We start from the raw sequence: 26,788 nt of genomic DNA, 5'->3' as shown, positions 1-26,788 counted from the left end.
TCGGCTCAGGCCGCCGTGCCGAGGGTGCGCTCCAGTCTGCTGAGGCGCTTTTTGGCCGTCTTGTTGGCGGCGTCCAGCGCCAGAACTTTCTGGTAGGCGGCCCTGGCTTCCTCCGGGTTCTGCTGTTTCTCCAGGGCAAAGGCGAGGTTGTTGAGGGCGACCGGGTAGTCCGGCTTGACCTGGAGGGCCTGGTTGTAGTGGCGGATCGCCTGCTTGTACTTGTTCTGGGCCGCCAGGGCGAAGCCGAGGGCGTTGTGGATCAGGGCCACCGCTTCGGTCGGGGCCTCCTCGGCCTGGGCGCGCTGGAGAGCCCGGCTGAGGTTGTCAGCCGCCTCGCCGAACAACCGCTTGCGCAACTGAACCGAGGCGAGTTCGTAGAGACTGGCGGCGTCGCCATCGGGGCCATCGTCCTGGCGCTCCAGGCGCGACAGGGTGAGTTCATCCCGGCGCACCAGCCAGATCTGGCGGGCCACCACGACGGCGGCGCCTCCGAGGAGAACAACCAGGCCGATCAGGTAGGCCTGGGGAAGCAGGGTTTCCAAGGGGCGCTAGGGGGAGGACCGTTTCAGTTCTTGGCCGCACCGACGACACTGGTGAAGCTGCCGGGATCGACAACGGCGAGCTGGGCCAGCATCTTGCGGTTCAGGCGCACGTCGGCCTTCTTCAGGCCTCCCATCAGGCGGCTGTAGCTCACGCCGTTCAGGCGGGCAGCCGCGTTGATGCGGGCGATCCAGAGGCGACGGAAGTCGCGCTTGCGGCGGCGGCGGTCACGGTAGGCATTGCACAGCGCCTTCATCACCCGCTGGTTGGCCGTGCGGAAGAGGGAGCCGTTGCCGCCGCGGAAGCCGCGGGCCAGACGCAGGATCTTGTTACGGCGCTTACGGGCAACGTTGCCCCTCTTGACGCGGGCCATGGCAGGGAATCAGGTGTGGTGGAACTCGTGGTGACGGCTGGGCCCTGGGGCTCAGGCGTAGGGAAGCATGGCGCTCACGTTGTCGGCGTCGCGCTCGTCGACGACGGCCATCGTGGCGAGGTAGCGCCGGCGCTTGGGGCTCTTGTGATCCAGCAGGTGACTGCGGAAGGCACGGCGACGCAGAAACTTGCCACTGCCGGTCACCTTGAACCGCTTGGCGGCTGCTTTGCGGGTCTTGAGCTTCGGCATGTCTCCCCAGCACGGGCACAAACAAGCAGAGTACGACGTGGTGTTGCCTTCCTCCAACCCCAAGCCTTCCGGATGCCCCCTCGCCACCACCTGCTCCCGAACCTTCGCCCCCTTCCCCGCCAGCGGCGGCGCCCTCGCGCAGCCCGCCTGCTGCAGGCCAGCCTCGGCGTCGGGGTGCTCCTGATGACGACGGGCTGCCGGGCCGAGACGGTAGGGCCGCCGCCGGCGCCGGAGCCGATGGGGTGGCCGGTGCCGGCCCCTCCGGAACTGGACGGCCGTAACCCCGTGCTCTGGGTCGCCCTGGCGGACCATCTCAGGCCGTCGTCACCCCTGGAGCTGCGCAGCGGTTCCGGACTGCTGACGGTGGTCACGGCCGAGGGGGCCCGCTTCAGTTCCAATCGGATCGTGCTCCACTGGCGCAGCCTGCCCCTGGATCCGCCGCTCCAGATCCGCCGGCAGGTGCTGGGCCCCTTCGCCAGCTTCGAGAGCGCCGAGGAGGCCGCGGGCCGCTGGCGCGCCGCCGGAGTCCAGGTCCAGATCGCCCATCCGCGGGACTGGGAGGTCTGGGCGCCCCCCCAGGCCCCACTCCCACCGGACCTCGGGCCCGCCCGGCAGGTCGAGCAGCGGCTGAGTGAGCGGGTGGTGCTCGAGCTGCGGCGCGCCGAGGGGCCGGTGACTCTGGAGGGCCCCACTCGGCTGGAGACCCCCGGAGGTCTGCACTGGCAGGGGGGGCTGTTCCAGGGACCGTTCCGCCTTCAGCCCGATGCCTACGGCAGCTGGAGTCTGGTGGAGGAGGTCCCGCTGGAGCGCTACCTCCAGGGGGTGGTGCCCCATGAGATCGGGGCCGGTTCGCCTCCCGGCGCCCTGGCCGCCCAGGCGGTGCTCGCCCGCACCTGGGCGGTGCGCAACCGGATCCGCTTCCGGGTCGACGGCTATCACCTCTGCGCCGACACCCAGTGCCAGGTCTATGCCGACCCGCGCCAGGCGGGCCGTGCCGTGCGCGAGGCCATCGCGGCCACCAGCTCCCAGGTGCTCACCTGGCAGGGGGAGCCGATCCACGCCGTCTACCACGCCACGAATGGCGGGGTGGCGGCCGGCTTCGAGGAGGTCTGGAGCGGCACGGCCCTGCCCTATCTGGTACCCGCCGTGGATGGCTCCCGGGCTCTGCAGGAACGGTTCCCGCTGCCCTTGGCGCCCGCCCAGCTCCCGACGCTGCTCGCCGGCAGCACGGGCTTCCACGGCGCGGGCCACCCCCGTTTCCGCTGGACCCGCAGCCTCGATGCGACCCAGATCCGCCAGGCCCTGGTCGGCACGGCGCCCCAGCTCGGCACTCCCCAGCAGGTCACGGTCCTGGAGCGGGGGGTCAGCGGCCGGGTGCTGGCGTTGCGGATCCAGGGCAGCGGGGGCGCGACCGTCCTCCGCCGGGATGCGATCCGCCGCAGCCTGCGCCAGCTTCCCAGCACCCTGTTCGTGGTCACCCCCCAGGGCCCAGGACGCTGGCGGTTCGAGGGTGGCGGCTTCGGCCATGGGGCTGGTCTCTCCCAGGCCGGAGCCATCGACCTGGCGGGCCGGGGCTGGCCGCTGCAGCGGATCCTCAGCCACTACTATCCGGGCACCAGCCTCCAGTCCCTGTCAGGCCTGAACAGCAACGCCTCCGGGAACGCCCCTTAGAGTCCGCTCACTTCCGGGATCGCCATGGCCGCGGACGGCAGTACCAACGATCGCCGCCGTGGCAAGTCTGCCCTGTTCGTGGTCGCCTGTGGCTGGGCCGGGCTGATCCCCCACTGGCTCGACCCGGCCGTGCGCCTGTTGCCGGCCACCAGCATGGCCGTGCTGCTTGGTGGCTACAGCATCTACACCGTGTTGCTGCCGGCCCTGGGTCGCAGCCGGTCTGGTGCCGCGGTCCCCGCCGAGCCTGGCGGGGGCCCGCTGCCGTGTCCCTTGCCGCCGGTGGATGTGGTGGCGGCGGCAAGGGACGAGCAGGCCGTGATCACCCGCCTGGTCGAGCGCATCGCCGCGCTCCGCTACCCGGCTGAGCAGCTGCGGCTCTGGGTGGTCGATGACGGCAGTGCCGACCGCACGCCCCAGCTGCTCGCGGAGCTGCAGGGGCGTTTCCCCTTCCTGCGGGTGCTGCGGCGGGAACCGGATGCCGGTGGGGGCAAGTCCGGTGCGCTGAACCTCGCCCTTCAGCATGCCGAGGCCCCCTGGATGCTGGTCCTCGATGCCGATGCCGATCTTCAGCCCGACACCCTGGAGCGTCTGATTCCCTGGGCCGTGGCCGGTGGCTGGGGGGCTGTGCAGCTGCGCAAGGCGGTGGCCAATGCCCAGGCCAACTGGCTCACCCGGGCCCAGGCCATGGAAATGGCGCTGGACGCCGTGATTCAGGAGGGGCGCCTGGCCCGCGGTGGGGTGGTGGAGCTGCGCGGCAACGGCCAGTTGCTCCGCCGGGATGCCCTGCAGGCCGCCGGCGGCTTCAACGAGGCCACGGTGACCGACGATCTGGACCTCAGCTTCCGGCTGCTGCTGCATGACCAGCCCACGGGAATCCTCTGGGATCCCCCGGTGCGGGAGGAGGCGGTGCTGAGCCTGGCGGCCCTCTGGCGCCAGCGTCAGCGCTGGGCGGAAGGTGGGCTGCAGCGCTTCTTCGACTACGGGCCGGGCCTGTTCTTCGGCAGGGTCAACGGCAGGCGCCGGCTGGATCTGCTCTGTTTCTTCCTGCTCCAGTACGCCATGCCGATGGTGGCGATGGCCGACCTGCTCGGCGCAGCCCTGACCCTGACGGCTCCGACGATCTGGCCGTTGTCCTTCGTGGCCTTCGGCCTCTCCGGCTGCTCGATCCTGCTGGGATGCCGTCGCGGCAGTGAGGGGCCTCCCCTGCCCCGCATGGCTCCGTGGAACCTGGCCCTGGGCATCGTCTATCTCGGCCACTGGTTCGTGGTCATCCCCTGGACCAGCCTGCGGATGGCCCTGCTGCCCAAGCGGCTCGTCTGGGCCAAGACCCTCCACCTGGGCGAGTCCGGGCTCGAGGAAACCGCGGTCGAGGATCCCGCCGCCGCCTGAGTTGCCGCTGCGGGCCTGGGGCCAGGCCGGACGCAGGCTCAGGCGGCGTCCACCCCGAGCCCTTCCGGTGGCTCGTGGCCTTCGAGCGGTCCGTCGAGCTCCACCACCTCCCCGTTGAAGAATTCCGCCAGCCGGCGGGCCTTGTCATCGATCGGGGCACGGACCTCCGGTGGGCCGTCGCCCTTGGCCCCGGTCCCGGCCTCGCCGTGCTCGCGATCTCTGCGGTCGGCACCGCTGAGGTGGTCGGGACTGCTGAGCTGGTGGGTCGTGTCGGTGCTGGGCTGGGGCTGGGCGAGCCCCTCGGCCCCGGATGTGGGTGACGGTGCGGGTTGGGGTTGGCCCGGGGGGGTGGCCCCCATCCGCTCGCCCGGCCGCGGCGGCGGGGCTGAGGCGTTGATGGGGGGTTCGCCGCCGGCCTCCAGCACCAGTTGCCTGGGGCTGCCCAGGGCCCGTGCCATCGCCTGCTCCACCAGAGCCTGGCGGCTGTGCACCATGGCCATCCAGTTGCCGGCCACCTGCACGACGGCCCGGCGGTCGTCGAGACGGATCAGCCGGGCCTGCTGGGAGAGCAGCATGCGGGTGGACGGGAGTTCCAGGCTGGCCAGGATCTGCTGCCACAGCTCGGCGAGGTCGGTGCCTCGGGGAGGTTCGGCGTCGGCGGCAGCCACCGCAACCGGCTCCGGCTCCGGCGCTGGGGGCGTGGGGGCGACCGCCGAAGGCGGGCTCACCGCGGCTGGGGCGGCCACCGAGCTGCGGGGGGGCGGCGCCGAGCTGGGCGGCACCGGGTGCCGCGGCCCTGGGTTGGGGGTGGGCTGGCGCAGGCTGGCGGCGGATTCGCTCGCGGCCGGCTGGGCCAGCAGGCCGAGCAGCAGGACCTCCAGCCACAGGCGTGGATTGACGCTGTGGCGCAGCTGCTGTTCGCTGCCCTTGAGCTGCGCCTGCCACTGCAGCAGCCGCGTGCGGCCCAGGCTGCGGGCCAGCTCCGGAAGCTGGCCGCGGAACTGGGGGGAGATGCCGGTGAGTTCCAGCCGCTCGGGTGCGCTGCCCGCCAGCACCAGATCCCGCAGCAGGCTGGCCATCCCCTGGAGCACGGCCGCGGGTTCGCGACCCCGCTCCAGCAGGTTGCGGGTCGCATCGATCAGCGCGATCGGCTCACCCCCCGCCAGCCCCTGGGCCAGGTCCAGGAGTTCCTGCTCCGGAACGGCGCCCAGCAGATCCCAGACCGCCGTGGCTTCGATCGGCGCCGGCAGCAGACTCAGCTGATCGAGCAGGCTCTCGGCGTCGCGCAGGCCGCCCTGGGCCCGCTGGGCCACCACATGGAGCGCCTCGGGCGTGATGCCGATGGCTTCCTGCTCGGCGATCCAGCCCAGATGCTGCTGCAGCGCCTCGAGGGGAATGCGCCGGAAATCAAAACGCTGGCACCGGCTCAGGATGGTGGGCAGCACCCGCTGGGGGTCGGTGGTGGCCAGCACGAAGACCACCTGCGGCGGGGGTTCCTCCAGCGTCTTGAGCAGGGCGTTGAAGGCGGCCGTGGAGAGCATGTGGCACTCGTCCACCACGTAGACCTTCCAGCGGGCCTGCACCGGCGCGAAGCGGGACCGCTCGATCAGCTCGCGGATGTTGTCGACGCCGGTGTTGGACGCCGCGTCGATCTCGATCACGTCCAGCGCGGTGCCGGCGGCGATCGCAGTGCAGAGCTCGCAGCTGCCGCAGGGATCCGGCGTTGGCCCCTCGCTGCGGATGCAGTTCAGCGAGCGGGCCAGGATCCGGGCACTGGAGGTCTTGCCGGTGCCGCGGGGGCCGCTGAACAGGTAGGCCGGCGCGATCCGTCCGGAGCGCAGGGCATTGCCGAGGGTCGCCGCGATCGCCTCCTGGCCCACCAGCTGGTCGAACCGCTGGGGCCGGTACTTGTGATGCAGAGGCTGGTAGGCCTGGCCCATGGGGCTTGCCCCGGTGAGGCGGGAGCATGAGGCTACCGGTCCTGCCCCGCTTCCAGCTGTCCCTGCAGCCGGGATTCCAGAGCGGTTTCCAGGTCCTCCACCTCCGCCAGCTGGTCGGCCAGTTTCTGGGCGGCCCGGCGCAGAACCTCGAACTGGCTCTGCCCCCAGCGGGCCTCCGCCTGCGCCAGGGCCTCGTCGAGCCTGGCCTGGAGCTTTTCGCGCAGGCCCTCCAGCTGGGTGATGGTCTGGCGGGCGAACTCCAGTCCCTTCTCCACATGGCTGGGATCCAGGTTCAGGCCATCCAGCCGTTGTCCCTGGCTCAGCAGCAGCCGGGCGGCGGACAGCACGGCGGCCGGCATCCACTGGCCCAGGGCGAGGGCGCCAAGGCTGCCGCTGTGCAGCCAGCCCTCGACCTGGGCGCTGCGGTGCCGGCCCGTCTTGCACCAGTGGGCGAAGTGCTCGCAGTTGTTGAACAGCAGGTTGTAGTTCTGCTCCCCCAGCCGGCCCATGGCACGCCGCAGGCAGACGCCGGTCGGAGAACAGCTGCCGTCGGGGTAGGGAACCACCCGCACCGGTTGGCCGCGGCTGAAGGTGTCGGTGGGGCTGCGCAGGATCTCCCTGCCCTCGAGGTAATGGGCGACGGTGCCATCGCCCAGGTCAATGCCGTGGTGGTTGAACAGACCGTGCTGGCGAGGAACCTCCAGATGGTCGGCGGCGGCCACGAACGGCCCGCTCAGGCGCTGGCCTGGGCGTCGTCCAGGTTGGCGGCCAGGGAGAGCACCTTGGCCTGGCTGCGCTGCTCCACCAGCTCGCGGGTGACGGTGAAGGAGCGGACGTTGCGGCGGGAGGGCAGGTCGTACATCAGCTCGAGCATCAGCTCCTCGAGAATGCCCCGCAGGGCCCGGGCGCCCGTCTTGCGGCGATGGGCTTCCGCCGCGATCGCGGCGATGGCGCCGGGCTCGAAGTCGAGCTGCACCTCGTCCATGCTGAGCAGGGTCTGGAACTGCTTCACCAGGGCGTCCCGGGGCTCGGTGAGGATGGCCTCCAGGGCTCGGGTGTCCAGGGGCTCCAGCACGGCGCTCACCGGCAGGCGACCGATGAACTCGGGAATCAGGCCGTACTTCACCAGGTCGTCGGGCTCGAGGTGGCGCAGCACATCGGTGGCCTGCCGGTCCCTGGAGCTGCGGGGGCGGCTGCTGCCGTCAGGGCTGATGAAGCCGATCGCGTTGCGGCCCATGCGCTTCTGCACCACGTCATCGAGCCCGACGAAGGCTCCGCCACAGATGAACAGGATCTGGCTGGTGTCGATCTGGATGCAGTCCTGGTAGGGGTGCTTGCGTCCGCCCTGGGGAGGCACATTGGCCACGGTGCCCTCCAGCATCTTCAGCAGGGCCTGCTGCACCCCCTCACCCGAGACATCGCGGGTGATGGAGGGGTTCTCGCTCTTGCGGGCGATCTTGTCGATCTCGTCGATGTAGATGATCCCCCGCTGGGCCTGATCCACATCCATGTCGGCCTTCTGCAGCAGCCGCAGCAGGATGTTCTCCACATCCTCTCCGACGTAACCCGCCTCGGTGAGGGTGGTGGCATCCGCCACGGCGAAGGGCACATCCAGCATCTCGGCCAGGGTCTGGGCGAGCAGGGTCTTGCCGCAGCCCGTGGGACCGATCAGCAGGATGTTGGATTTGTGCAGACGGGTGGCCGTGCGGTCGGTCTCACCCTGGCCATCCCCCTGCCAGGCCAGCCGTTTGTAGTGGTTGTAGACCGCCACCGAGAGGGACTTCTTGGCCTCGTCCTGACCCACCACCTGGCGATCCAGAAACGCCTTGATCTCCTGGGGCTTGGGCACCTCCGCCAGGGTGGGGGCGGGCTTGGAGCTCTTCTTGGCGGGCGCCTTGCCACGGGAGGCCTCGGGGGCGTTGCGGCCTCCGCTGGCCGTGCCGTGACTGTCCACCAGCTCCTCGTCCAGGATCTCGTTGCAGAGATCGATGCACTCGTCGCAGATGTAGACGCCTGGACCGGCGATCAGCTTGCGCACCTGTTCCTGGGACTTGCCGCAGAACGAGCACTTGAGGTGGGCGTCGAACTTGGCCATCGGCAGGGTCGGCTGGACGAAGGGTCCCGTGCGGGGAGGGGAGGGCGAAAAGCCCTGGGTTCAGGATTGACCCAGGTGCCGGGGCCGGCAGCTTTCCTTAAGGATCAAACTGGATCAGGCAGGGCTGCTGTCGGTCACAACCCGATCGATCAGGCCGTATTCAACCGCCTCGGCGGGAGAAAGAAAGTAATCGCGGTCAGTGTCTTCAGTGATCTTTTCCAGGGGCTGGCCGGTGTGCTCGGCCATCAGCCCGTTGAGGGTCTCCTTGAGGAACAGGATTTCCCGGGCCTGGATCTCGATGTCCACGGCCTGGCCCTGGGCCCCGCCGAGGGGCTGGTGGATCATGATCCGGGCGTTCGGCAGGGCGAGGCGCTTGCCCTTGGCGCCGCCGGAGAGCAGGAAAGCCCCCATCGAGGCCGCCAGCCCGTAGCAGATGGTGACCACGTCCGGAGTCACCTGCTGCATCGTGTCGTAGATGGCGAGGCCCGCGGTCACCGAGCCCCCGGGGGAGTTGATGTAGATCTGGATGTCCTTCTCGGGATCCTCCGCTTCCAGGAAGAGAAGCTGGGCGACCAGGGCGTCCGCCACGGTGTCATCGATCCCCGTGCCCAGGAAGATGATCCGCTCGCGCAGCAGCCGGGAATAGATGTCGAAGGCCCGCTCCCCCTTGCCGGACTGCTCCACCACGGTGGGGAGCACCCCCGGGGCTGCGGAGGGACGGGCCATCGTGGCCCCCGGCCGCGGTCCCCGCCAGAGGCTCCGGATGGGGTGCGGACGCAGAGCGATGGGTTGGGAGGCGTCGATCACGCGCAGGGGAGGTCTGGTGGCGTCAATCTATGGCGAGCCCCGGGGGGATCGCCGGGGGGACGGCCGCCCGGGGCTCAGCTCTCTGGCTCCTGCGCGGGCTCGTCCCCGGCCGGCTTGCCCGACGTCGCAGGCTTCGCCGACTTCGCTGGCTTCGCCGGTGTCTCGGCGGCGGCAGGGCTGGTCGTCGGGGCCGCCTCGGTGATGGTGCTGTTGGTTTCCAGCCAGTCCAGCAGTTTGTCCCGCAGCAGGTCGTCGGCCACCACCTGGCGCAGGCGCTGGGGATCGATGGAGCCCTGCTGGCTCAGCCCGCGGCTGACCTCGCGGACCTTGGCCTCGAGCTCCTCGGCGGCGACCTCAATGGCCTCGGCGCTCGCCAGGGCCTGCAGGGCCAGGCTGCGCCGCAGGCGCTGCTCGGCCTCCGGACGGGAGGTGTCCATCAGGCTGCGCACCAGATCGGGGGTGAACAGCTTCTTGACATCCATCCCCTGCTGGGCAATCTGACCGGCCGTCTGCTCGATCAGGTTGCGGATCTCCTGCTGGAGCAGGGTCTCCGGCAGTTCCACCTCCAGCTCCTCGACCAGGGCCGTGAGCAGGGCGTCATGGCGGGCCGCCCGGGCCCGGCGTTCGGCATCGTCCTGCAGGCGGGTCTCCAGGTCGGCCCGCAGCTCGGCCAGGGTCTGCTTGTCGCTGGCCTGCTGGGCGAAGGCGTCATCCAGGGGGGGGAGCTCCCGGGTCTTGAGGTCCTTCAGCGTGATCGTGAAGCGGGCCTCCCGCCCGGCGGCGTCCTCCTGGGCATAGCTCTCGGGGAACTGGCAGTCCACCGTTCGGGTGTCGCCCACCGCCATGCCGATCACCCCCTCGACGAAGCCTGGGATCATGCGGCCCTCCTCCAGTTCCACCTCCGTGGCGTCACTGCTGCCACCGCTGATCGGCTCCTCGGTGTCGGCATAGATCCCGCTGAAGCTGAGCACAGCCACATCGCCAGCCTCGGCGGGCCGTCCTTCCACGGGCACCAGGGTGGCCAGCTGTTTGCGGGACTGTTCGATCAGCTCGTCGACCCGGGCAGGGTCGTAGCTGATCACCTCAGCCTCGGCCTTCAGACCGCGGGTCTTGCGCAGGCTGGGCGTCGGTTCGACGTCGAGTTCCAGGGTGAAGTGCAGGTCGCTGCCGGGTTGGAACCGCTCCAGCACCACCTCGAAGCTCTCGCTCAGTTCGGGGCGGCTGATGGGGGAGACGGTCTCGATCGCCAGGGCGTCGCGGAAGGCGGCATCCACCAGGTCCTCGAGGGCGGTGGCGCGGATGCGGAGGGGGCCGATCTGCTGGAGCAGCACCGGGCGGGGCACCTTGCCCTTGCGGAACCCCGGCAGCTTGATGCTGCGGCTGAGCTTCTCTACGGCCGCGTCAAAGCTCGCCTGGCTGCGGCCGCCGGGGATGGCCACCTCCAGGGCCACCCGGCTGCCAGGACGCGGGCTGGCGGTCACCGTCAGCTCCGAGGGGCTGCTCTGGGACTGGTTGGCGGCGGCGGCAGGACTCATGGCGGCTCGATGCAGCCCCCGATCCTAAGAAAGTGGCCGAACCGGGACGGGCCCCAGTATTGTTCGCTCCATGCACGACGAAGGCGATAGCCCCGCCAGCCTCCGGTTCCACCGCCCTGCCCTCTCCCCTGAGCCCCTGCGTGGCCGGTTCGGGACTTCCCCGAGCCTTAAGACCCGTATTCCTGAGATCCGCGCCCTGGATCAGCGGGTCCTGGCTCATCCGGACGCGGCTGACCGTGTGGGCGCCGCTGACCGTGGCCTGAGCAGCCTTCCCGCAGCTCGTCTGGCGTGGGTAGCCAGCCGGGATCGGTGCCAAGTTTTCGACAACCCTTTCTCCCACCCTTGACCGCCGCCCAGACCTCTCCCGACGCCACCGCCTCTACCGCGCCCATCACCCTGCCCCAGCGTCCGCTGCGGGTCGCCATCCTCGGAGCCACCGGCGCCGTGGGTCAGGAACTGCTGCAACTGCTCGCAGAGCGGCACTTTCCCGTCGGCGAGCTGATTCCGCTGGCCTCGCCCCGCTCGGCCGGCCATCCACTCGACTGGCAGAACCAGTCGCTGATGATCCAGCCCGTCAGCGAAGCCATCTTCGAAGGGGTGGATCTGGTGCTGGCCTCGGCCGGCGGCTCGGTGTCGCGCCAGTGGGCGCCGGTGGCCGCCGCGGCGGGTGCCGTGGTGGTGGACAACTCCAGTGCCTTCCGCATGGATCCCGCCGTGCCTCTGGTGGTGCCGGAAGTGAACCCCGAGGCGGCGTTGACCCACCAGGGCATCATCGCCAACCCGAACTGCACCACGATCCTGCTCACCCTGGCCCTGGCACCCCTCCATGCCCGCCGACCGATCCGCCGGGTGGTGGTGAGCACCTACCAGTCGGCCAGCGGGGCCGGGGCGCGGGCCATGGAGGAGCTGCGTCAGCTCAGCCGCACCGTGCTGGAGGGCGGTGAGCCGGTGAGCGAGGTGCTGCCCCATTCCCTCGCCTTCAACCTCTTTCTCCACAATTCGCCGCTGCAGCCCAACGGCTACTGCGAGGAAGAGCTGAAGATGCTCAACGAGACCCGCAAGATCATGGGGATTCCCGATCTGCGTCTCTCCGCCACCTGCGTGCGGGTGCCGGTGCTGCGGGCCCACTCCGAGGCCGTGAACATCAGCTTCGACGAGCCCTTCCCCGTCGCTGAGGCCCGGGCCCTGCTGGGCGCGGCCCCCGGGGTCGAGCTGCTCGAGAACTTCGAGTCCAACCGCTTCCCCATGCCCACCGACGTGACGGGTCGGGACCCCGTGGCGGTGGGACGCATCCGCCAGGATCTCAGCGATCCCAACGGTCTTGAGCTGTGGCTCTGCGGAGACCAGATCCGCAAGGGCGCCGCCCTCAATGCGATCCAGATCGCCGAGCTGCTGCTGCAGGGCCCCAGCCAGGGAGGTGACCGTTGAGCGGCGTCGTCGGTCGTCCCCCCTGGGATCACGCCCCGTTCGGCCGGGTCGTGACCGCCATGGTCACGCCGTTCCAGGCCGATGGTCGGGTCGACCTGGCCCTGGCGGCCCGCCTGGCGGATCACCTGGTCAGCCACGGTTCCGACGGGCTGGTCCTCTGTGGTACCACGGGTGAATCCCCCACCCTCAGCTGGCAGGAGCAGCACGACCTCTTCGCGGCCGTGCAGGAGGCGGTCGGTGGTCGGGCCCGGCTCGTCGCCGGGAGTGGCAGCAACTGCACCGCCGAGGCCGTCGAGGCCACCCAGCAGGCCGCCGCCCTCGGGGCCGATGGGGCCCTGGTGGTGGTGCCCTACTACAACAAGCCGCCCCAGGACGGCCTGGAAGCCCATTTCCGGGCCGTCGCCCAGGCCGCTCCTGAGCTGCCGCTGATGCTCTACAACATCCCCGGCCGCACGGGGACCAGCCTGGCCCCGGAGACCACCGCGCGACTGCTCGACCTCCCCAATGTGGTGGCGTTCAAGGCCGCCAGCGGCTCGACCGACGAGGTGAGTGCCCTGCGCCTGGTCTGTGGCGATCGGCTCGCCATCTACTCGGGTGACGATGCCCTCACGCTGCCGATGCTGGCCGTCGGGGCCGTGGGGGTGGTGAGTGTCGCCAGCCATGTGGCGGGTCCCCAGATCAGTCGCCTGGTGCAGGCCTTCCTGGAGGGCGATCTGGCGGCGGCCCTCGCCCAGCATGAGCAGCTCCTGCCCCTCTGTCGGGCCCTGTTCTGCACCACCAACCCCGTGCCGGTGAAAGCGGCCCTCGAACTGAGCGGCTGGCCGGTGGGTGCCCCAAGACTTCCCCTTCTCTCCGCCAACGACGACGTGAAACGACGCCTCTCCGAAACCCTCGCTGCCCTGCGTCCTACCTGACGCCAAGGCTGATTCGCTGACCGGTCGTCAGCACCCTGTTCCAATCCATCCCTCAATTCTTCGACGTTCCTACATGTCAAGTTCCAACGGCCATGGCGCCAGCACCAAGCCCCAGGCCCTCCGGGTGATTCCCCTCGGTGGCCTGCACGAGATCGGCAAGAACACCTGCGTCTTCGAGTACGGCGACGACATCATGCTGGTGGATGCCGGTCTGGCCTTCCCCAGTGATGGCATGCACGGGGTCAACGTGGTGATGCCGGACACCAGCTATCTGAAGGAAAACCAGAAGCGCATCCGCGGCATGATCGTGACCCACGGTCACGAAGATCACATCGGCGGCATTGCCCACCACCTCAAGAACTTCAACATCCCTGTGATCCATGGACCGCGCCTGGCGCTCTCCATGCTCACCGGCAAGATGGAAGAAGCTGGTGTGATGGACCGGACCATCCTCCAGACGGTGGCCCCGCGGGATGTGGTCAAGGTCGGCCAGCATTTTTCCGTGGAGTTCATCCGCAACACCCACTCGATGGCCGACAGCTTCTCGCTGGCCATCACCACGCCGGTGGGCACGGTGATCTTCACCGGCGATTTCAAGTTCGACCACACGCCGGTCGATGGCGAGTACTTCGACATGGCTCGGCTCGCCCATTACGGCGATCAGGGCGTGCTCTGCCTGTTCAGTGATTCCACCAATGCGGAAGTGCCCGGCTTCTGCCCCCCCGAGCGCTCGGTGTTCCCGAAACTCGACCAGCACATCGCTCAGGCCGAAGGGCGCGTGATCATCACCACCTTCGCCAGCTCGATCCATCGCGTGGCGATGATTCTGGAATTGGCGATGAAGAATGGCCGCAAGGTGGGCCTGCTGGGTCGCTCCATGCTCAACGTGATCGCCAAGGCTCGCGAGCTGGGCTACATGCGTGCCCCCGATGATCTGTTCGTGCCGATCAAGCAGATCCGCGATCTGCCGGACCGTGAGACGCTGTTGCTGATGACCGGCAGCCAGGGCGAGCCCCTTGCGGCACTGAGCCGCATCTCCCGCGGCGAGCACCCCCAGGTGCAGGTGAAATCCACCGACACGATCATCTTCTCGGCCAGCCCGATTCCCGGCAACACCATCTCCGTGGTGAACACCATCGACCGGCTGATGATGCTGGGCGCCAAGGTGGTCTACGGCAAGGGTGAGGGCATCCACGTGTCCGGCCACGGCTTCCAGGAGGACCAGAAACTGATGCTGGCCCTCACCAAGCCGAAGTTCTTCGTGCCCGTGCACGGCGAGCACCGCATGCTGGTGGCCCACTCCAAGACCGGCATGTCGATGGGCATTCCGCCCGAGAACACGCTGATCATCGACAACGGCGATGTGGTGGAACTCACGCCTGATTCGATCCGCAGGGGGGATCCGGTGAAGGCCGGCATCGAACTGCTGGATGCGTCCCGCAACGGCATCGTGGACGCACGGGTGCTCAAGGAGCGCCAGCAGCTGGCCGAAGACGGGGTGATCACCCTGCTGGCCGTGATCAGCACCGACGGGGTGATGGCGGCGCCGCCGCGGGTGAATCTGCGCGGGGTGGTCACCACCGCGGATGCCCGCAAGCTCAGCCTCTGGGCCGAGCGCGAGATCACCTGGGTGCTCGAGAACCGCTGGAGCCAGCTCAGCCGCAACACCGGTGGCAAGGCCCCGGATGTGGACTGGGTGGGCGTGCAGCGCGAGGTGGAGCTGGGTCTGCAGCGCCGTCTGCGGCGCGAACTGCAGGTGGAGCCCCTGATCATCTGTCTGGTGCAGCCGGCGCCCGCCGGCACTCCCGCCTACAAGGGCCGCGCCGATGCCGAACCGGACAGCCGGCCCGCACCCCGCGGCCGCGGTGGCCGTGATGGCCGCGATCGGGAGCGTGGTGACCGGGAGCGCGGTGACCGCGAGCGTGGCGACAGGGCACCGCGTCGCGAGGTGGCGGCCGTGGCGGCCAGCCCCTCCCCGGCTGCGGCGGGAGCAGCTCCGGCGCCGGCCCCGGCCCTGGTGGCCCCGGCTCCCGAGCCGGAGATCGCCGGCCGGACCCGTCGTCGCCGTTCAGCCGCGGCCCGCTGAGGGTCACTTCAGCCAGCTTCCCTCAGCGCAGCACCACGCGCAGCAGACCCCGGGCGAGCTCCTGTTCCTCCTCGGGGTCCCGCCGCCGCAGGGTCTGGAGCACTCCTTCCGAGGGCTCCAGCGCGGCCAGTTCCTTCAGTTCCAACTCCTCCCGGCGCTGGGGATCCGCCAGCGCCACGTCGATCTGCTCGGGTTCGTCGATGATCTCCACGGCCAGGGGGTCGAGGGCCGTTCCTGACCCGCTGCCCGCGGCGGCGGCCTGCAGCCAGGGCATGGCCGGCTCCCCGCCCTCCTGGCTCGGCCCGGCGCCGGGCTTGGCACTGAAGGGGAACAGCTGGCCTTCGGCCGGCGGGGTGGGGTTTCCGCCGCTCTCCTGCTGACGGGCCACCTCGGCGCACTGCTCCAACCCCTGCTCGGCGATCTGGCGCAGGGTGGGCTCGGCGCCGTTCTTCAGCACCGCTTCGTAGTGGCGCCGTGCCGTGGCCACATCCCCCATGCCGTACAGGCGGGTATGGCCAAGCAGGAGCACCACCCGCTGGCGCAGGGGGTCGGCCGGATCGTCGGGCAGATCGACCAGCAGGGCGTGGCTGAGGGATTCCACCTGCGGCCATTGCCGCTCGCTGTAGACCAGCTCGATGGCGGCGTAACGCTGGCGGAGGGACTCAGGGGTGGCGGTCATCGGGCGGCCGATCGGCATCGTGGCTGAGCCACAGTGTGGTGCGTAGCCAGTGCAGACGCCAGCCACCGGCCAGGTCCGCCTGGCCCGGGCCCCGCGCCGGTGCCAGCCGGTCCAGCAGGCTGTCCAGCCCGCGGCGGCTCAGCCGTCGTCCGGTTCGCGCCTCCAGCCAGTGCTGCAGCAGGAGCCGCTGGTTGGCCCGCTCCAGCCGGGTCAGGGGCCGACGGCGCAGGGCTTGATCCCCGATCTCCCCCGGGCCGCGCGCGATCAGGGGTGCCAGGGCCAGATCCAGCAGTTCCCCCGCGGCATCCTCCTCCTCGGCCAGCTGCTCCGCGAGCTCGGCGAGCCGCCCTTCCGCCCCGGGGTGGAGGGCTTCGAGCACCGGCAGCACCTCGCCCCGTACACGGTTGCGGCTGAAGCGGGGGTCATGGTTGCTGGGATCCGGCCAGACCGGCAGCCCCAGCTCGCGGCAGATCCGGGCCGTGTCGCGGCGCCGGATACCCAGCAGGGGCCGCACCAGGGCGATCCCTCCGCTCAACGGTCGCCGGCGTCGCAGGCTGGCCAGGCCGCGGCGGTGGCTGCCGCGGGCCAGGTTGAGCAGGAGGGTTTCGGCCCGGTCGCTGGCGGTGTGACCGGTGACCACCCGTGCGACCTGCAGGTCCGAGGCCAAGGCGCGCAGCCGGTCGTAACGCCACTGCCGCGCCGGCGCTTCGCGGGGGCCGCCGTCGGGGGCGTCCTGCCAGGTGTCCACGCTGATCGGCAGGCCCCGTTGCCCGGCCCAGGCCTCCAGCTCGCGCGCCTGTTGCTCAGACTCCGCTCGCCAGCGGTGGTCGCCGTGCCACAGGTGCAGCGTCCAGCCATGCAGCCGCCGCAGCCCGCTGAGCAGCCCCACCAGGGCCATGGAGTCCTGTCCCCCGGAGACCGCCAGCAGCAGGGGGCTGCCGGCTGGCAGCAGGTCCGGTTGCCGCCGCAGCAGGCGATGCAGATGCAGGTGATCCGCCCCCCAGTCAGCCGGCGCTGCGGGGGAGGGCGTTGATGGGGGTGGCGGCGGTGGGGCAGACAACCGAAACGATGGGGCTTCGGGTGGGAGAATCGCCCCACTGTGCGCCCCTTCGGCATGTCCCGCCTCGATCACCTGCCCGCCCAGCTGCGTCGTGCCCTGCTCGAGCGTCGTCTGCTGAAGGTGATCGCGGGGCTGACCAACTTCGACGCCGCCGCTGTCGAGCGCATCAGCCGGGCCGCCGGCCTGGGCGGGGCCGATCTGATCGACATCGCCTGTGATCCGGAGCTGGTGCGCCGTGCCGCCGCCGTCTCCGGGCTGCCGATCTGCGTCTCCGCCGTGGATCCGGACCTCTTCCCCGCCGCGGTGGCGGCCGGGGCCACCCTGGTGGAGATCGGCAACTACGACGCCTTCTATCCCCTCGGCCGCGTCTTCGATGCCGCCGAGGTGCTGGCCATCACCCGCCGCAGCCGCGAGCTGCTGCCCGAGGTGGTGCTCAGCGTCACCGTGCCCCACGTGCTGCCCCTCGACGAGCAGGAGCAGCTGGCCGTGGATCTGGTGGCCGCGGGCGCCGATCTGATCCAGACCGAGGGCGGCACCAGCGCCAAGCCCTTCAGCGCCGGCACCCTGGGCCTGATCGAGAAGGCGGCGCCCACCCTGGCCGCCGCCCATGCCATCAGCCGCGCCCTGGCCGCCGCCGGCCGTCCGGACGACGTGCCCGTGCTCTGCGCCTCCGGCCTCTCGGCCGTCACCCTGCCGCTGGCGATCGCCGCGGGTGCCGCCGGCGTGGGCGTGGGTTCCGCCGTGAATCGGCTCGACGACGAGCTGGCCATGCTGGCCGTGGTGCGCGGCCTGCGCCAGGCCCTGGCTCCGGTGGGGGCCGGGGTGACGGTCTGAGCGTCCCTCGCCAGTGCCCCACCGGTCCGGCCCGGACCCGGTGAGGCCGTGTGTCACAACCGCCGGCCAGCCGCGGAACCCATGCCTACGTTGCGGAGGTCTCCTTCAGACCTGTCATGGGTTCTCTTGTCTGGCTGCTGCAGTGGCCCATCCGGGCGGTCGTGTTGCTGATCGTCGCCTGGCTGCCGCTTGGGGTTGAGATCGACAGCTTCCCGATTGCACTGCTGGCCGCCGTGGTCATCGGGCTGCTGGGCACGCTGCTGATCCTGCCCCTGAAACTGGTGTTCGGTCCCGTCTGGGCCGTCACCAGCCTGGGAGGGCTGATCAGCCCGGTGAGTCTGCTGTTCAACTGGCTGATCACGGTGGTCCTGTTCGCGCTGGCGGCCTGGCTGATCCAGGGGTTCCGGCTCCGGCAGGGTCTGGTGAGCGCCATCCTGGGGGCGATCGTGTACGCGGTGCTCTCCGCGCTGATCCTGCGGATGCTGGGTCTGGACGTGGACTTCACGCGGGCTTCGGCGCTGGTGAGCCTGCTGCCGGTCGCCTGATCGTCGTCAGCAGCGCCCTCAGCAGCGGCGTCAGCAGGTCGGGCCATCAGGTCGGGCCATCCGCCACGCTGGTCACCGCAGGGGATGGCCGGGACTCCCCACAATGGGCGCCATGGCCATGGTTCCCTTCCAGCTGCACGCCCCCTACCAGCCCAAGGGCGATCAACCGACCGCCATCGCCGGGCTTGTGGCGGGGGTGCAGCGCGGCGAGCGCTACCAGACGCTGCTGGGGGCCACCGGCACCGGCAAGACCTTCACCATCGCCAACGTGATCGCCAGCACCAGCCGGCCCACGCTGGTGCTGGCGCACAACAAGACGCTGGCGGCCCAGTTGTGCAACGAGCTGCGGGAATTCTTCCCGAACAATGCCGTCGAGTACTTCATCTCGTACTACGACTATTACCAGCCTGAGGCCTACGTGCCCGTCAGTGACACGTACATCGCCAAGACGGCGTCGATCAACGAGGAGATCGACATGCTGCGCCACTCGGCGACGCGCTCGCTGTTCGAGCGGCGCGATGTGATCGTGGTGGCCTCGATCAGCTGCATCTACGGCCTGGGTATCCCCAGCGAATACCTCAAGGCCGCCGTGACCTTCCAGGTGGGCGAAACGCTCAACCTGCGCGGCTCCCTGCGGGAGCTGGTGAACAACCAGTACTCCCGCAACGACGTGGAGATCTCCCGTGGCCGCTTCCGGGTGCGCGGCGATGTGCTCGAGATCGGCCCGGCCTACGAGGACCGGCTGGTGCGGATCGAGCTGTTCGGCGATGAGGTGGAGGCGATCCGCTACGTGGATCCCACCACCGGCGAGATCCTGCAGAGCCTCGAGACCATCAACATCTACCCGGCCAAGCACTTCGTCACCCCCAAGGAGCGCCTGCAGGAGGCGATCCAGGCGATCCGCGCCGAACTGCGCGAGCGGCTGGAGCTGCTGAACGGCCAGGGCCGGCTGCTGGAGGCCCAGCGGCTGGAGCAGCGCACCACCTACGACCTGGAGATGCTGGAGCAGGTGGGCTATTGCAACGGCGTGGAGAACTACGCCCGCCACCTGGCCGGACGCCAGGCCGGCACGCCACCTGAGTGCCTGATCGACTATTTCCCCGACGACTGGCTGCTGGTGGTGGATGAGAGCCACGTCACCTGCTCCCAGCTCCAGGCCATGTACAACGGCGATCAGAGCCGCAAGCAGGTGCTGATCGAGCACGGCTTTCGCCTGCCTTCGGCGGCGGACAACCGGCCGCTCAAGGGGGAGGAGTTCTGGGAGAAGGCGCGGCAGACGATCTTCGTGAGCGCCACGCCCGGTGCCTGGGAGCTGGGCCAGAGCCACGGCCAGGTGGTGGAGCAGGTGATCCGGCCCACCGGCGTGCTCGATCCGGTGGTGGAGGTGCGCCCCACCGAGGGGCAGGTGGACGACCTGCTCGGCGAGATCCGGCTGCGGGCCGAGAAGCAGGAGCGGGTGCTGGTCACCACCCTCACCAAGCGCATGGCCGAGGATCTCACGGATTATCTGGCCGAGAACGGTGTGCGGGTGCGCTATCTGCACTCGGAGATCCACTCGATCGAGCGGATCGAGATCATTCAGGACCTGCGCAACGGCGAGTACGACGTGCTGGTGGGGGTGAACCTGCTGCGGGAGGGCCTCGACCTGCCCGAGGTGTCACTGGTGGCGATCCTCGATGCCGACAAGGAGGGCTTCCTGCGGGCCGAGCGCTCCCTGATCCAGACCATCGGCCGTGCCGCCCGCCATGTGGAGGGGGTGGCCCTGCTCTACGCCGACAACCTCACCGATTCGATGGCCAGGGCCATCTCGGAAACCGAGCGCCGCCGTGCCATCCAGCAGACCTACAACGAGCAGCACGGCATCACCCCCACGGCGGCCGGCAAACGGGCGGGCAATGCGATCCTGGCTTTTCTGGAGGTGTCGCGCCGGCTCAACGACGAGCAGCTCGAACAGGCCACCGAGGAGGCTGAACACAATGCCGTGCCGCTGGATTCGCTGCCGGAGCTGATCCAGCAGCTGGAAGAGCGGATGAAGGCGGCCGCGAAGAACCTCGAGTTCGAGGAGGCGGCCAACCTGAGGGACAAGATCAAGGGGCTGCGGCAGAAACTGGTGGGCAAGCACTGAGCGCCTCACCTGAACGGGGGGCTACACCGGGGCCTCGCTGCCTTCGGCCCGGTGCAGGGCCGTCCCCCCCAGGCCGAAGCTGGCATGCACCGCCTGAAGGGCGCGCACCCCGTCGGCCTCGGCCACCACGCAGCTGGTGCGGATCTCGCTGGTGGCGATCATCTCGATGTTGATCCCGGCCTCCGCCAGACAGCGGAACATCCGCGCCGCCGTGCCCGGCGTGCAGGGCATGCCGGCCCCCACGGCGCTGACCCGGGCGATGGCGGGCCCCTCCTCGAAGCGGGAGCCCGGCCAGAGGCGCAGCAGCGGGGCGAGGGCCGCCTCGGCATGGCGGCGGTCGTCCCGTTTGAGCGTGAAGCTCATGTCCCGGCTCAGCTGGCTGCCGCTGCCGTGGGTGCGTTCCGACTGGACGATGGTGTCCAGGCTGATGCCGGCATCGGCCAGGGCCCGGCAGACGGCGGCCGCGGTGCCGGGGCGGTCCGGCACCTGGCGGACCGCCACCTGGGCCTGATCCCGGTCGAGGGCGACGCCGCGCACGGCCGGGTCGCCCAGCCGGCAGGGCTGGGGATCGTGGCGCAGCTGGCCGTCGCCCAGCTCGAAGGCCTCGGCGGCCGCCCGCAGGGCGCGGGCCCCCTGGTCGCCGGCCACCAGGCAGCTGACCTTCACCTCGCTGGTGGCGATCAGGCGGAGGTTGATGCCATAGCGGGCCAGGGTGTCGAACAGCCGCGCCGCCACCCCCGGGCGGCCCATGATCCCGGCACCGGAGATGCTGAGCTTGGCCATGCCGCGCTCGCCGCACAGCTGGGCCCCTCCCTCCCCCAGCTCGGCGCCCAGACCCGCCAGCACCTCGCGGCACACCAGCTGGGCCTGGTCCAGATCGTCCTCCGCCAGGGTGAAGGCGATGTCGTTCGTGTAGGCAACCTGGCTGGAGGCCCCCTGGGCACGGCCCTCGTGGGTGGCCTGCACGATCAGGTCCACGTTCAGGCCCGCGGCGCCGAGCGCCTCGAACAGCTGGGCGGCCACGCCTGGACGGTCCGGCACGTGGGAGAGGGCCACCACCCCCTGCCGGCTCTCCAGATCGGCACCATCCACCGGTTTGCCCAGCTCCAGGCCTTCATGGCCGATCGGCCGGGGGTTGCCGCTGGTGAGCCGGGTGCCGGGGGCGTCACTCCAGCTGGAGCGCACCACCAGCGGCACGCCGTAGTTGCGGGCGATCTCCACCGCCCGGGGATGCAGCACCGCCGCGCCCAGGCTGGCCAGCTCCAGCATCTCGTCACAGCTCACCTGCTCCATCAGCTGGGCATCGGCGACCTTGCGCGGGTCGGTGGTGAGCACGCCGGGCACATCGGTGTAGATCTCGCAGGCCTCGGCACCGAGGGCCGCGGCCAGCGCCACCGCGGAGGTGTCGGAGCCGCCGCGCCCCAGGGTGGTGATCTCCGGGGTGCCGGCCTGGCCGCTGCTGGTGCCCTGGAAGCCCGCCACCACCACCACATGGCCGTCGTCGAGCAGGCGGCGCAGGCGCTCGGTGCGGATCTCGAGGATGCGGGCCCGGCCGTGGGCCGACTCGGTGACGATGCCCGCCTGGGTGCCCGTCATCGACACGGCCGGCACGCCCTCGGCATGGAGGGCCATCGACAGCAGCGCGATCGACACCTGCTCGCCCGTGGCCAGCAGCATGTCCATCTCCCGCTGGGGAGGCTCGGCTGAGATGGCCCGGGCCAGGCCGGTCAGTTCGTCGGTGGTGTGGCCCATGGCCGAGACCACCACCACCAGCTCGTGGCCTTCCTCGCGGCTGGCCGCGACCCGGCGGGCGACCGCCTGGATGCGCGCCACGTCGGCGACCGAGGTGCCCCCGAATTTCTGAACCAGCAGGGCCATGGGTGCGGGATCCGGCGTGATCGGAACGGGTGATTATCGGCCGTTGCCCTGCAGGGCGGGGGCGAGCAGAAAGCCGTCCCGGAAGGCGTCGCCGGCATCGGCGCCCCGCTTGAGCGCCGCCTCCACCTCCAGCAGCTGGCCCAGCAGGGCCAGGAACCGGCCCCCGCCCTGACCGCGGATCTGTTTGCGCATCACGTAGATGCGCTTCGGGTTGCCGATGCCGGCCGCCTTGGCGATGACGCTCACGTCCTGCTCGCCCCGCTGGTCGAGCAGGGCCACCCACAGCCAGCCGCGGATCTGGCTGGTGAGGGAGGCCACGATGCGCAGGGCCGGCTCCCCGGCCTCCAGCAGCGCATCGGTGAGGGCGATGGCCTCGGCGGGCTGTCCGGCCAGCAGAGCCTCCCCCACGGCCAGGGCACTGGTGCTGTGACCGCCCACCAGCGCCTGCACCGCCGCCAGGCCGATCGGGCCGCCGCCCTGACCGCTGTAGAGGCTCAGTTTCTCCAGTTCGCTGGCGATTCGGGCGCTGTCGCTGCCGACCGCCTCGCTGAGGGCCTCGGCGGCGCCGGGCTCCAGGCCCAGGCCGAGCTCCCGCGCCGTGCGAGTCACCAGCTCGAGCTGGCCGGCGCCGTCCCAGATCGCCGGCAACGGGAAGCTGCGCTCCACGGCCTCGCCGGCCTTCACCAGCTTCTGCAGGGTCTTGGTGGTGCGCAGCCGCCCGTCCGGCTTGGCGGCGTTCACCAGCAGCAGATGGCACTGCTCGGGGATCAGCGGCAGGGTGGCCTCCAGCTGGTCGGCCAGGTCGGCGGGGCACTGGTTGCAGAAGGGGCTGCGCTGCAGCACCACCAGCCGGGCCCCCGCGCCGAAGGGCGGAGTGCGGGCCTCCTCCAGGGCCTGGGCGGCCTGGGCGGGTTCGTTGCCGTCGAGGCGGCTGAGGTTCACGGTGGCCCAGGCCGGATCGATCAGGTCCGCGATCAGGCTGGTGACGGCCCGGCCGCGGGCCGCCTCGTCATCGCCCCAGAGCAGGTGGATCGGCATGGCTGGAGTCTGGCCAACGCGGCAGGGTTGGGGCACGCTGCCGGCCTCAGCCCGCCGATCCCACCCCATCGATCACCCCATCTTCACCGAGAGCATCCGTCGGATCCGGGCCCAGCTGGAGGCCCGGGGCGGGGCCGAGGAGCTCACTCCCCTCGAGCGCGATGTGCTCGAGCGCTGCATCCACAGCAGCGGTGATCTGACGATCGCGCCGGATCTGCGCTTCTCCCCGGGGGCCTGCGGGGCCGCGCTGGCGGCCCTGGCGGCGGGGGCGCCGATCCTCACCGACACGGCCATGGCCGCGGCGGCCGTGGCGCCGATGGCGGCGCGCACCTTCGCCAACCCGGTGCACTGTGTGCTCGCCTGGGCACCACCCCAGGCCCCGGCGGCATCCACCCGCACCGCGGTGGGCATGGAGCGCGCCCTGGCGGAGCTGGGGGGCGGCCTGGTGGTGCTGGTGGGCAGTGCCCCCACGGCCCTGGAGCGGCTGCTGGAGCGGGTGGCCAGCGGTGCGGTGCCGGCGCCGGCCCTGGTGATCGGCATGCCCGTGGGCTTCGTGGGGGTGGCGGAGAGCAAGCGCAAGCTGGCGGCGAGCGGCCTGGCCCAGGTGCGGCTGGAGGGGTCGAAGGGCGGTGCCGCTCTCGTGGCCGCGGCCTGCAACGCCCTGCTGCGGGCCGGCTGGCTTCAGGCGGCGTCCTGACCCACCCGCACCTGGCTGTTGGCCTCGATGCGGCTCAGCACCTGCCGGGCGCGCAGCAGCACCGAGGCCGGCACCCCGGCCAGCCGGGCCGCCTCGATGCCGTAGCTGCGGCTGGCACCGCCCGGCACGACGCGGTGCAGGAAGCGCAGATCGCTGCCGGTCTCCTCCACCAGCACCTGGGCATTGGCCACGTTGGGCAGCAGCTCGGCCAGCTCGTTGAGCTCGTGGTAATGGGTTGCAAAGACACTGCGGGCGCCGATGCCCTGGGCGAGCTCCTCGGCCACCGCCCAGGCGATCGAGAGGCCATCGAAGGTGGCTGTGCCCCGGCCGATCTCATCCAGCAGCACCAGGGAGCGGGCGGTGGCGTGGTGGAGGATGTTGGCCGTCTCGGCCATCTCCACCATGAAGGTGGACTGGCCGGCGGCCAGGTCGTCGCCGGCGCCGACCCGGGTAAAGATCCGATCGGCGATGCCCAGGCGGGCCGAGCGGGCCGGAATCCAGCTGCCCATCTGGGCCATCAGCTGCAGCAGGCCGGTCTGGCGCAGGTAGCAGCTCTTGCCGCTGGCATTGGGGCCGGTGAGGATCAGCAGGTCCGGGGGGCCATCGCCGCCGGCTTGGCGGTCGCCGATGGGCGGATGGTCCGGCTCCCGCCCCAGGGCGATGCCGTTGGGGGTGAAGGGTTCCTCCACCAGCAGCTGTTCCACCACCGGATGGCGCCCCGCCTCGATCTGCAGCTCCCTGCCCTCGGTCATGGTGGGGCGGCAGTAGCCGCCGGTGGCGGCCACCTCGGCGAGGGAGGCGAGGGCATCGAGCTCGGCCACCAGCCGTGCCGCCTGCCGGATCGCCGGGGCCTGCTCCCCGACCCGACGGCGCAGCGCGCAGAAGAACTCGTACTCCCGCTGGGCGGTGCGGGCCCGCAGCTGCTGGATCTGGCCCTCGCGCCCCTTCAGTTCCGGGGTGACGAACCGCTCCTCGTTGGCCAGGGTCTGGCGGCGGATCCAGTGGTCCGGCACCGCGGCGGCCCGGGCTCTGCTCACCGCCAGGAAATAGCCGAAGGTGCGGTGGTACTGGAGCCTCAGGCTGGCGATGCCGCTGGCGGCCCGCTCCGCGGCCTCCTGGCGCGCCAGCCAGGCGTCCTGGTCGTCGAGCTGGTTGCGCAGGCCGTCCAGCAGGGGATCGACGCCGTCGTGGATCAGGCCCCCCTCCGTCAGCGAGAGGGGGGGGGATTCGAGCAGCAGGTGGCGCAGCTCGGCCGCCAGGGCCTCCAGTTCGGGCCACGGCCTCGCCAGGCCCTGCAGCGCCGCCGCGCCGCAGGGCTGCAGCAGGTCGGCCAGCTGGGGCAGGCGTTCGAGCCCGTCGGCCAGCGCCACCAGGTCGCGGGCCGAGGCACTGCCGGCCCCGGCCCGGCCGGCCAGCCGTTCCAGATCGCCCATCGGCCGCAGCAGCCGGCGCAGGGCCAGCCGCAGGCGGCGATCGTGCACCAGCGCCGCGACGGCCTCCTGGCGGGCCTCGATGCCGGCCAGATCCACCAGGGGGGCCTCCAGCCAGCGGCGCAGGCACCGGCCTCCCATGGCCGTGTGGGTCCGGTCCAGGGCCCACAGCAGCGAGCCATGGAAGCTGCCGCCCAGCTGGGTGCGGGTGAGCTCGAGGTTGCGCCGGGTGGCCGCATCCAGCACCAGGCTGTCCCCGGCATGCCAGCAGGTGGGGACATCGAGGGGCACGACGCCGCCCGCCGCAACGCTGCCCGCCGCAACGCCGCCCCCCGCCGTGTTGCCCTGGGTGCCGTCGAGGTAGGCCACGAGCCCCCCGGCGGCCCGCAGGGCCAGGGGCCGCTCGCCCAGGCCGAGCCCATCGAGGCTGGCCAGGCCGAACCGCCGCCGCAGGGTGACGGAGGCTTCCGGGGCCTCGAAGGGGGTCCGGGGCAGGGGGGTGAGGGGCAGGCCCTCGGGGCACCAGCTGGGGGCGGCGGCTGCCTGCCCCCGTTCGCCGGGCCAGAGCACCTCGGCGGCCTCCACCTGCAGCAGTTCCTGGTGGAGGGTGTCGCTGCCCGCCCGTTCGGTGAGGCGGAACTCGCCGGTGCTGACATCGGCCACCGCCAGGCCCCAGCGGGCGCCGCTCCCCTCCGGCTCCACCACCACCGCGCAGAGCCAGTTGTTGCGGCGGGCGGCGAGCATCCCCTCCTCCAGCACCGTGCCGGGGGTCAGGATCCGGGTGATGTCCCGCCGGAGCAGCTCCCCCTTGGCGGGGGTGGTCTCCAGCTGGTCGCAGAGGGCCACGCTCAGGCCGCGGCGCACCAGGTCGGCGCAGTAGCGCTCAGCGGCGTGGTGGGGAATGCCGGCCATCGGCACCCGGCCGAAGGCCTTCCCCGCCTCCTTGCCGGTCAGGGTGAGTTCGAGCAGGCGCGAGAGGGTGATGGCGTCTTCGAAGAAGCACTCGAAGAAGTCGCCCAGGCGGTAGAGCAGCACGTGCTCGGGGCGGGCCCGCTTGAGCTCCACGTAGTGGCGCAGCATCGGGGTGAGCTGGGCGGGCTCCACCAGGCTGTGATGGTGCCAGGGCGGCAGGTCGGTGTCCGCTTCGGTCCCGCTGTCGCCAGCGGGCTCGCCTGGGGGATCGGTGGCGGCCTCGCCGGCGGCCCCGGGGGTTGGCCTGGTGCCGGGCCCCTGCCGGCGCCGGCGGGGGCGGGCTGCCGCGTCCGCCACGGGATCGTCCGCTGCCGCCGAGGCTGGGGCCGCTGCCCGCGCGGGCTGCTCCGGGACCTGGTCTTCGCAGGCCGGCTCGCCGAACAGGGAGCCCTGCAGGGCCAGCTCAGGCGCGAGCGAAAGCTGGAGGTCGGCTTCCGCGGCCACGGCTGCTCGCAGGGGACGGGGGGAGATCGTAGGCCGATCGTCCGTGACCTCCCCGACAA

General features: G+C 71.0%; 22 protein-coding genes. 9 read left to right on the top strand and 13 right to left on the bottom strand.

From position 1 onward, the window contains the following. Nucleotides 1-5: 5 nt before the first annotated feature. From ACLD7X_RS02210 to rpmI, 3 genes are read right to left on the bottom strand one after another with little or no spacing between them, the layout of a single operon-like run. Nucleotides 6-542 (bottom strand): tetratricopeptide repeat protein, encoded by a 537-nt coding sequence (locus ACLD7X_RS02210; protein ID WP_411421815.1) that lies wholly within the window; start codon nucleotides 540-542, stop codon nucleotides 6-8. A 23-nt stretch (nucleotides 543-565) separates the two neighbouring features. Next, the gene (rplT, locus tag ACLD7X_RS02205; RefSeq protein ID WP_411421814.1) at nucleotides 566-913 is read right to left on the bottom strand and encodes a 50S ribosomal protein L20; all 348 of its coding nucleotides are present in this window, start codon (nucleotides 911-913) and stop codon (nucleotides 566-568) included. Between the two features lie 51 nt (nucleotides 914-964). Next, nucleotides 965-1,162 carry a 50S ribosomal protein L35 gene (rpmI, locus tag ACLD7X_RS02200; protein ID WP_411421813.1) on the bottom strand — a complete coding sequence of 66 codons (198 nt, stop codon included), beginning with the start codon at nucleotides 1,160-1,162 and terminating at the stop codon, nucleotides 965-967. A 72-nt stretch (nucleotides 1,163-1,234) separates the two neighbouring features. On the opposite strand from rpmI, the gene ACLD7X_RS02195 reads away from it, so the two are divergent. Beyond that, nucleotides 1,235-2,833, top strand: a complete 1,599-nt coding sequence (locus ACLD7X_RS02195) for a SpoIID/LytB domain-containing protein (protein WP_411421812.1) — start codon at nucleotides 1,235-1,237, stop codon at nucleotides 2,831-2,833. Between the two features lie 24 nt (nucleotides 2,834-2,857). Further along, nucleotides 2,858-4,222, top strand: a complete 1,365-nt coding sequence (locus ACLD7X_RS02190; protein WP_411421811.1) for a glycosyltransferase family 2 protein — start codon at nucleotides 2,858-2,860, stop codon at nucleotides 4,220-4,222. A gap of 38 nt (nucleotides 4,223-4,260) precedes the next feature. On the opposite strand, the gene ACLD7X_RS02185 is transcribed toward ACLD7X_RS02190, so the two are convergent. From ACLD7X_RS02185 to tig, 5 genes are all read right to left on the bottom strand, one after another. Continuing rightward, complete coding sequence (locus tag ACLD7X_RS02185; RefSeq protein WP_411421810.1) at nucleotides 4,261-6,162, bottom strand: DNA polymerase III subunit gamma/tau; 1,902 nt, start codon at nucleotides 6,160-6,162, stop codon at nucleotides 4,261-4,263. Between the two features lie 32 nt (nucleotides 6,163-6,194). Further along, entirely contained in the window at nucleotides 6,195-6,884 is a 690-nt protein-coding gene (locus ACLD7X_RS02180; RefSeq protein WP_411421809.1) for a lecithin retinol acyltransferase family protein, read from the bottom strand. Nucleotides 6,885-6,895: 11 nt separating this feature from the next. Next, complete coding sequence (gene clpX, locus ACLD7X_RS02175; RefSeq protein ID WP_411421808.1) at nucleotides 6,896-8,257, bottom strand: ATP-dependent protease ATP-binding subunit ClpX; 1,362 nt, start codon at nucleotides 8,255-8,257, stop codon at nucleotides 6,896-6,898. Nucleotides 8,258-8,371: 114 nt separating this feature from the next. Continuing rightward, entirely contained in the window at nucleotides 8,372-8,983 is a 612-nt protein-coding gene (clpP, locus tag ACLD7X_RS02170) for an ATP-dependent Clp endopeptidase proteolytic subunit ClpP (RefSeq protein WP_411421846.1), read from the bottom strand. A gap of 155 nt (nucleotides 8,984-9,138) precedes the next feature. After that, nucleotides 9,139-10,599 (bottom strand): trigger factor, encoded by a 1,461-nt coding sequence (gene tig, locus ACLD7X_RS02165; RefSeq protein WP_411421807.1) that lies wholly within the window; start codon nucleotides 10,597-10,599, stop codon nucleotides 9,139-9,141. A 396-nt stretch (nucleotides 10,600-10,995) separates the two neighbouring features. Between tig and ACLD7X_RS02160 the strand changes: the two genes are divergently transcribed. The 3 genes from ACLD7X_RS02160 to ACLD7X_RS02150 all read left to right on the top strand — a co-directional run bounded on the left by ACLD7X_RS02160 (nucleotide 10,996) and on the right by ACLD7X_RS02150 (nucleotide 15,027). Beyond that, nucleotides 10,996-12,027, top strand: coding sequence for an aspartate-semialdehyde dehydrogenase (locus ACLD7X_RS02160; RefSeq protein ID WP_411421845.1), 1,032 nt, complete (start codon nucleotides 10,996-10,998; stop codon nucleotides 12,025-12,027). Continuing rightward, entirely contained in the window at nucleotides 12,024-12,941 is a 918-nt protein-coding gene (gene dapA / locus ACLD7X_RS02155; RefSeq protein ID WP_411421806.1) for a 4-hydroxy-tetrahydrodipicolinate synthase, read from the top strand. The genes ACLD7X_RS02160 and dapA overlap by 4 nt, the downstream gene beginning before the upstream one ends. Nucleotides 12,942-13,014: 73 nt before the next feature. Further along, nucleotides 13,015-15,027: a ribonuclease J gene (locus ACLD7X_RS02150; protein ID WP_411421805.1), complete on the top strand. Its 2,013-nt coding sequence runs from the start codon at nucleotides 13,015-13,017 to the stop codon at nucleotides 15,025-15,027. A gap of 22 nt (nucleotides 15,028-15,049) precedes the next feature. Here the strand turns inward: ACLD7X_RS02150 and ACLD7X_RS02145 are convergent, their stop codons facing one another. Further along, nucleotides 15,050-15,706: a hypothetical protein gene (locus ACLD7X_RS02145; RefSeq protein WP_411421804.1), complete on the bottom strand. Its 657-nt coding sequence runs from the start codon at nucleotides 15,704-15,706 to the stop codon at nucleotides 15,050-15,052. After that, nucleotides 15,690-16,766 carry a tRNA lysidine(34) synthetase TilS gene (gene tilS / locus ACLD7X_RS02140; RefSeq protein WP_412007184.1) on the bottom strand — a complete coding sequence of 359 codons (1,077 nt, stop codon included), beginning with the start codon at nucleotides 16,764-16,766 and terminating at the stop codon, nucleotides 15,690-15,692. Before tilS ends, ACLD7X_RS02145 begins: the two co-directional genes overlap by 17 nt. A gap of 54 nt (nucleotides 16,767-16,820) precedes the next feature. Here tilS and ACLD7X_RS02135 point away from each other — a divergent pair, with 54 nt between their 5' ends. From ACLD7X_RS02135 to uvrB, 3 genes are all read left to right on the top strand, one after another. Beyond that, complete coding sequence (locus ACLD7X_RS02135) at nucleotides 16,821-17,600, top strand: DUF561 domain-containing protein (protein WP_411421802.1); 780 nt, start codon at nucleotides 16,821-16,823, stop codon at nucleotides 17,598-17,600. Between the two features lie 116 nt (nucleotides 17,601-17,716). Next, nucleotides 17,717-18,145 (top strand): phage holin family protein, encoded by a 429-nt coding sequence (locus ACLD7X_RS02130; protein WP_411421801.1) that lies wholly within the window; start codon nucleotides 17,717-17,719, stop codon nucleotides 18,143-18,145. Between the two features lie 118 nt (nucleotides 18,146-18,263). Then, entirely contained in the window at nucleotides 18,264-20,270 is a 2,007-nt protein-coding gene (gene uvrB / locus ACLD7X_RS02125; protein WP_411421844.1) for an excinuclease ABC subunit UvrB, read from the top strand. Between the two features lie 21 nt (nucleotides 20,271-20,291). Here the strand turns inward: uvrB and ACLD7X_RS02120 are convergent, their stop codons facing one another. Both ACLD7X_RS02120 and holA read right to left on the bottom strand, forming a co-directional pair. Beyond that, nucleotides 20,292-22,148, bottom strand: coding sequence for an aspartate kinase (locus tag ACLD7X_RS02120; protein ID WP_411421800.1), 1,857 nt, complete (start codon nucleotides 22,146-22,148; stop codon nucleotides 20,292-20,294). 33 nt (nucleotides 22,149-22,181) lie between these two features. Further along, on the bottom strand, nucleotides 22,182-23,186 hold the full coding sequence (holA, locus tag ACLD7X_RS02115) for a DNA polymerase III subunit delta (RefSeq protein WP_411421799.1): 1,005 nt from the start codon (nucleotides 23,184-23,186) through the stop codon (nucleotides 22,182-22,184). Between holA and ACLD7X_RS02110 the strand changes: the two genes are divergently transcribed. Beyond that, on the top strand, nucleotides 23,185-23,883 hold the full coding sequence (locus tag ACLD7X_RS02110) for a precorrin-8X methylmutase (RefSeq protein WP_411421798.1): 699 nt from the start codon (nucleotides 23,185-23,187) through the stop codon (nucleotides 23,881-23,883). The two genes, holA and ACLD7X_RS02110, sit on opposite strands and share 2 nt — an antisense overlap. Here the strand turns inward: ACLD7X_RS02110 and mutS are convergent. Continuing rightward, the gene (gene mutS / locus ACLD7X_RS02105) at nucleotides 23,868-26,729 is read right to left on the bottom strand and encodes a DNA mismatch repair protein MutS (protein WP_411421797.1); all 2,862 of its coding nucleotides are present in this window, start codon (nucleotides 26,727-26,729) and stop codon (nucleotides 23,868-23,870) included. The genes ACLD7X_RS02110 and mutS overlap by 16 nt on opposite strands. Nucleotides 26,730-26,788: the final 59 nt, after the last annotated feature.

The organism is Aphanothece microscopica RSMan92 (genome assembly GCF_046613545.2).
Taxonomy (GTDB): domain Bacteria; phylum Cyanobacteriota; class Cyanobacteriia; order PCC-6307; family Cyanobiaceae; genus NIES-981.
This window is presented reverse-complemented; position numbering and strand designations above follow the sequence as displayed.

Coding starts and splice junctions, on each gene's coding strand:
- rplT (WP_411421814.1), bottom strand. CDS start 913: ATGGCCCGCGTCAAGAGGGGCAACGTTGCCCGTAAGCGCCGTAACAAG.
- rpmI (WP_411421813.1), bottom strand. CDS start 1,162: ATGCCGAAGCTCAAGACCCGCAAAGCAGCCGCCAAGCGGTTCAAGGTG.
- ACLD7X_RS02195 (WP_411421812.1), top strand. CDS start 1,235: ATGCCCCCTCGCCACCACCTGCTCCCGAACCTTCGCCCCCTTCCCCGC.
- ACLD7X_RS02190 (WP_411421811.1), top strand. CDS start 2,858: ATGGCCGCGGACGGCAGTACCAACGATCGCCGCCGTGGCAAGTCTGCC.
- ACLD7X_RS02185 (WP_411421810.1), bottom strand. CDS start 6,162: ATGGGCCAGGCCTACCAGCCTCTGCATCACAAGTACCGGCCCCAGCGG.
- clpX (WP_411421808.1), bottom strand. CDS start 8,257: ATGGCCAAGTTCGACGCCCACCTCAAGTGCTCGTTCTGCGGCAAGTCC.
- clpP (WP_411421846.1), bottom strand. CDS start 8,983: ATGGCCCGTCCCTCCGCAGCCCCGGGGGTGCTCCCCACCGTGGTGGAG.
- tig (WP_411421807.1), bottom strand. CDS start 10,599: ATGAGTCCTGCCGCCGCCGCCAACCAGTCCCAGAGCAGCCCCTCGGAG.
- ACLD7X_RS02150 (WP_411421805.1), top strand. CDS start 13,015: ATGTCAAGTTCCAACGGCCATGGCGCCAGCACCAAGCCCCAGGCCCTC.
- ACLD7X_RS02145 (WP_411421804.1), bottom strand. CDS start 15,706: ATGACCGCCACCCCTGAGTCCCTCCGCCAGCGTTACGCCGCCATCGAG.
- ACLD7X_RS02135 (WP_411421802.1), top strand. CDS start 16,821: ATGTCCCGCCTCGATCACCTGCCCGCCCAGCTGCGTCGTGCCCTGCTC.
- ACLD7X_RS02130 (WP_411421801.1), top strand. CDS start 17,717: ATGGGTTCTCTTGTCTGGCTGCTGCAGTGGCCCATCCGGGCGGTCGTG.
- uvrB (WP_411421844.1), top strand. CDS start 18,264: ATGGTTCCCTTCCAGCTGCACGCCCCCTACCAGCCCAAGGGCGATCAA.
- ACLD7X_RS02120 (WP_411421800.1), bottom strand. CDS start 22,148: ATGGCCCTGCTGGTTCAGAAATTCGGGGGCACCTCGGTCGCCGACGTG.
- ACLD7X_RS02110 (WP_411421798.1), top strand. CDS start 23,185: ATGGCTGGAGTCTGGCCAACGCGGCAGGGTTGGGGCACGCTGCCGGCC.
- holA (WP_411421799.1), bottom strand. CDS start 23,186: ATGCCGATCCACCTGCTCTGGGGCGATGACGAGGCGGCCCGCGGCCGG.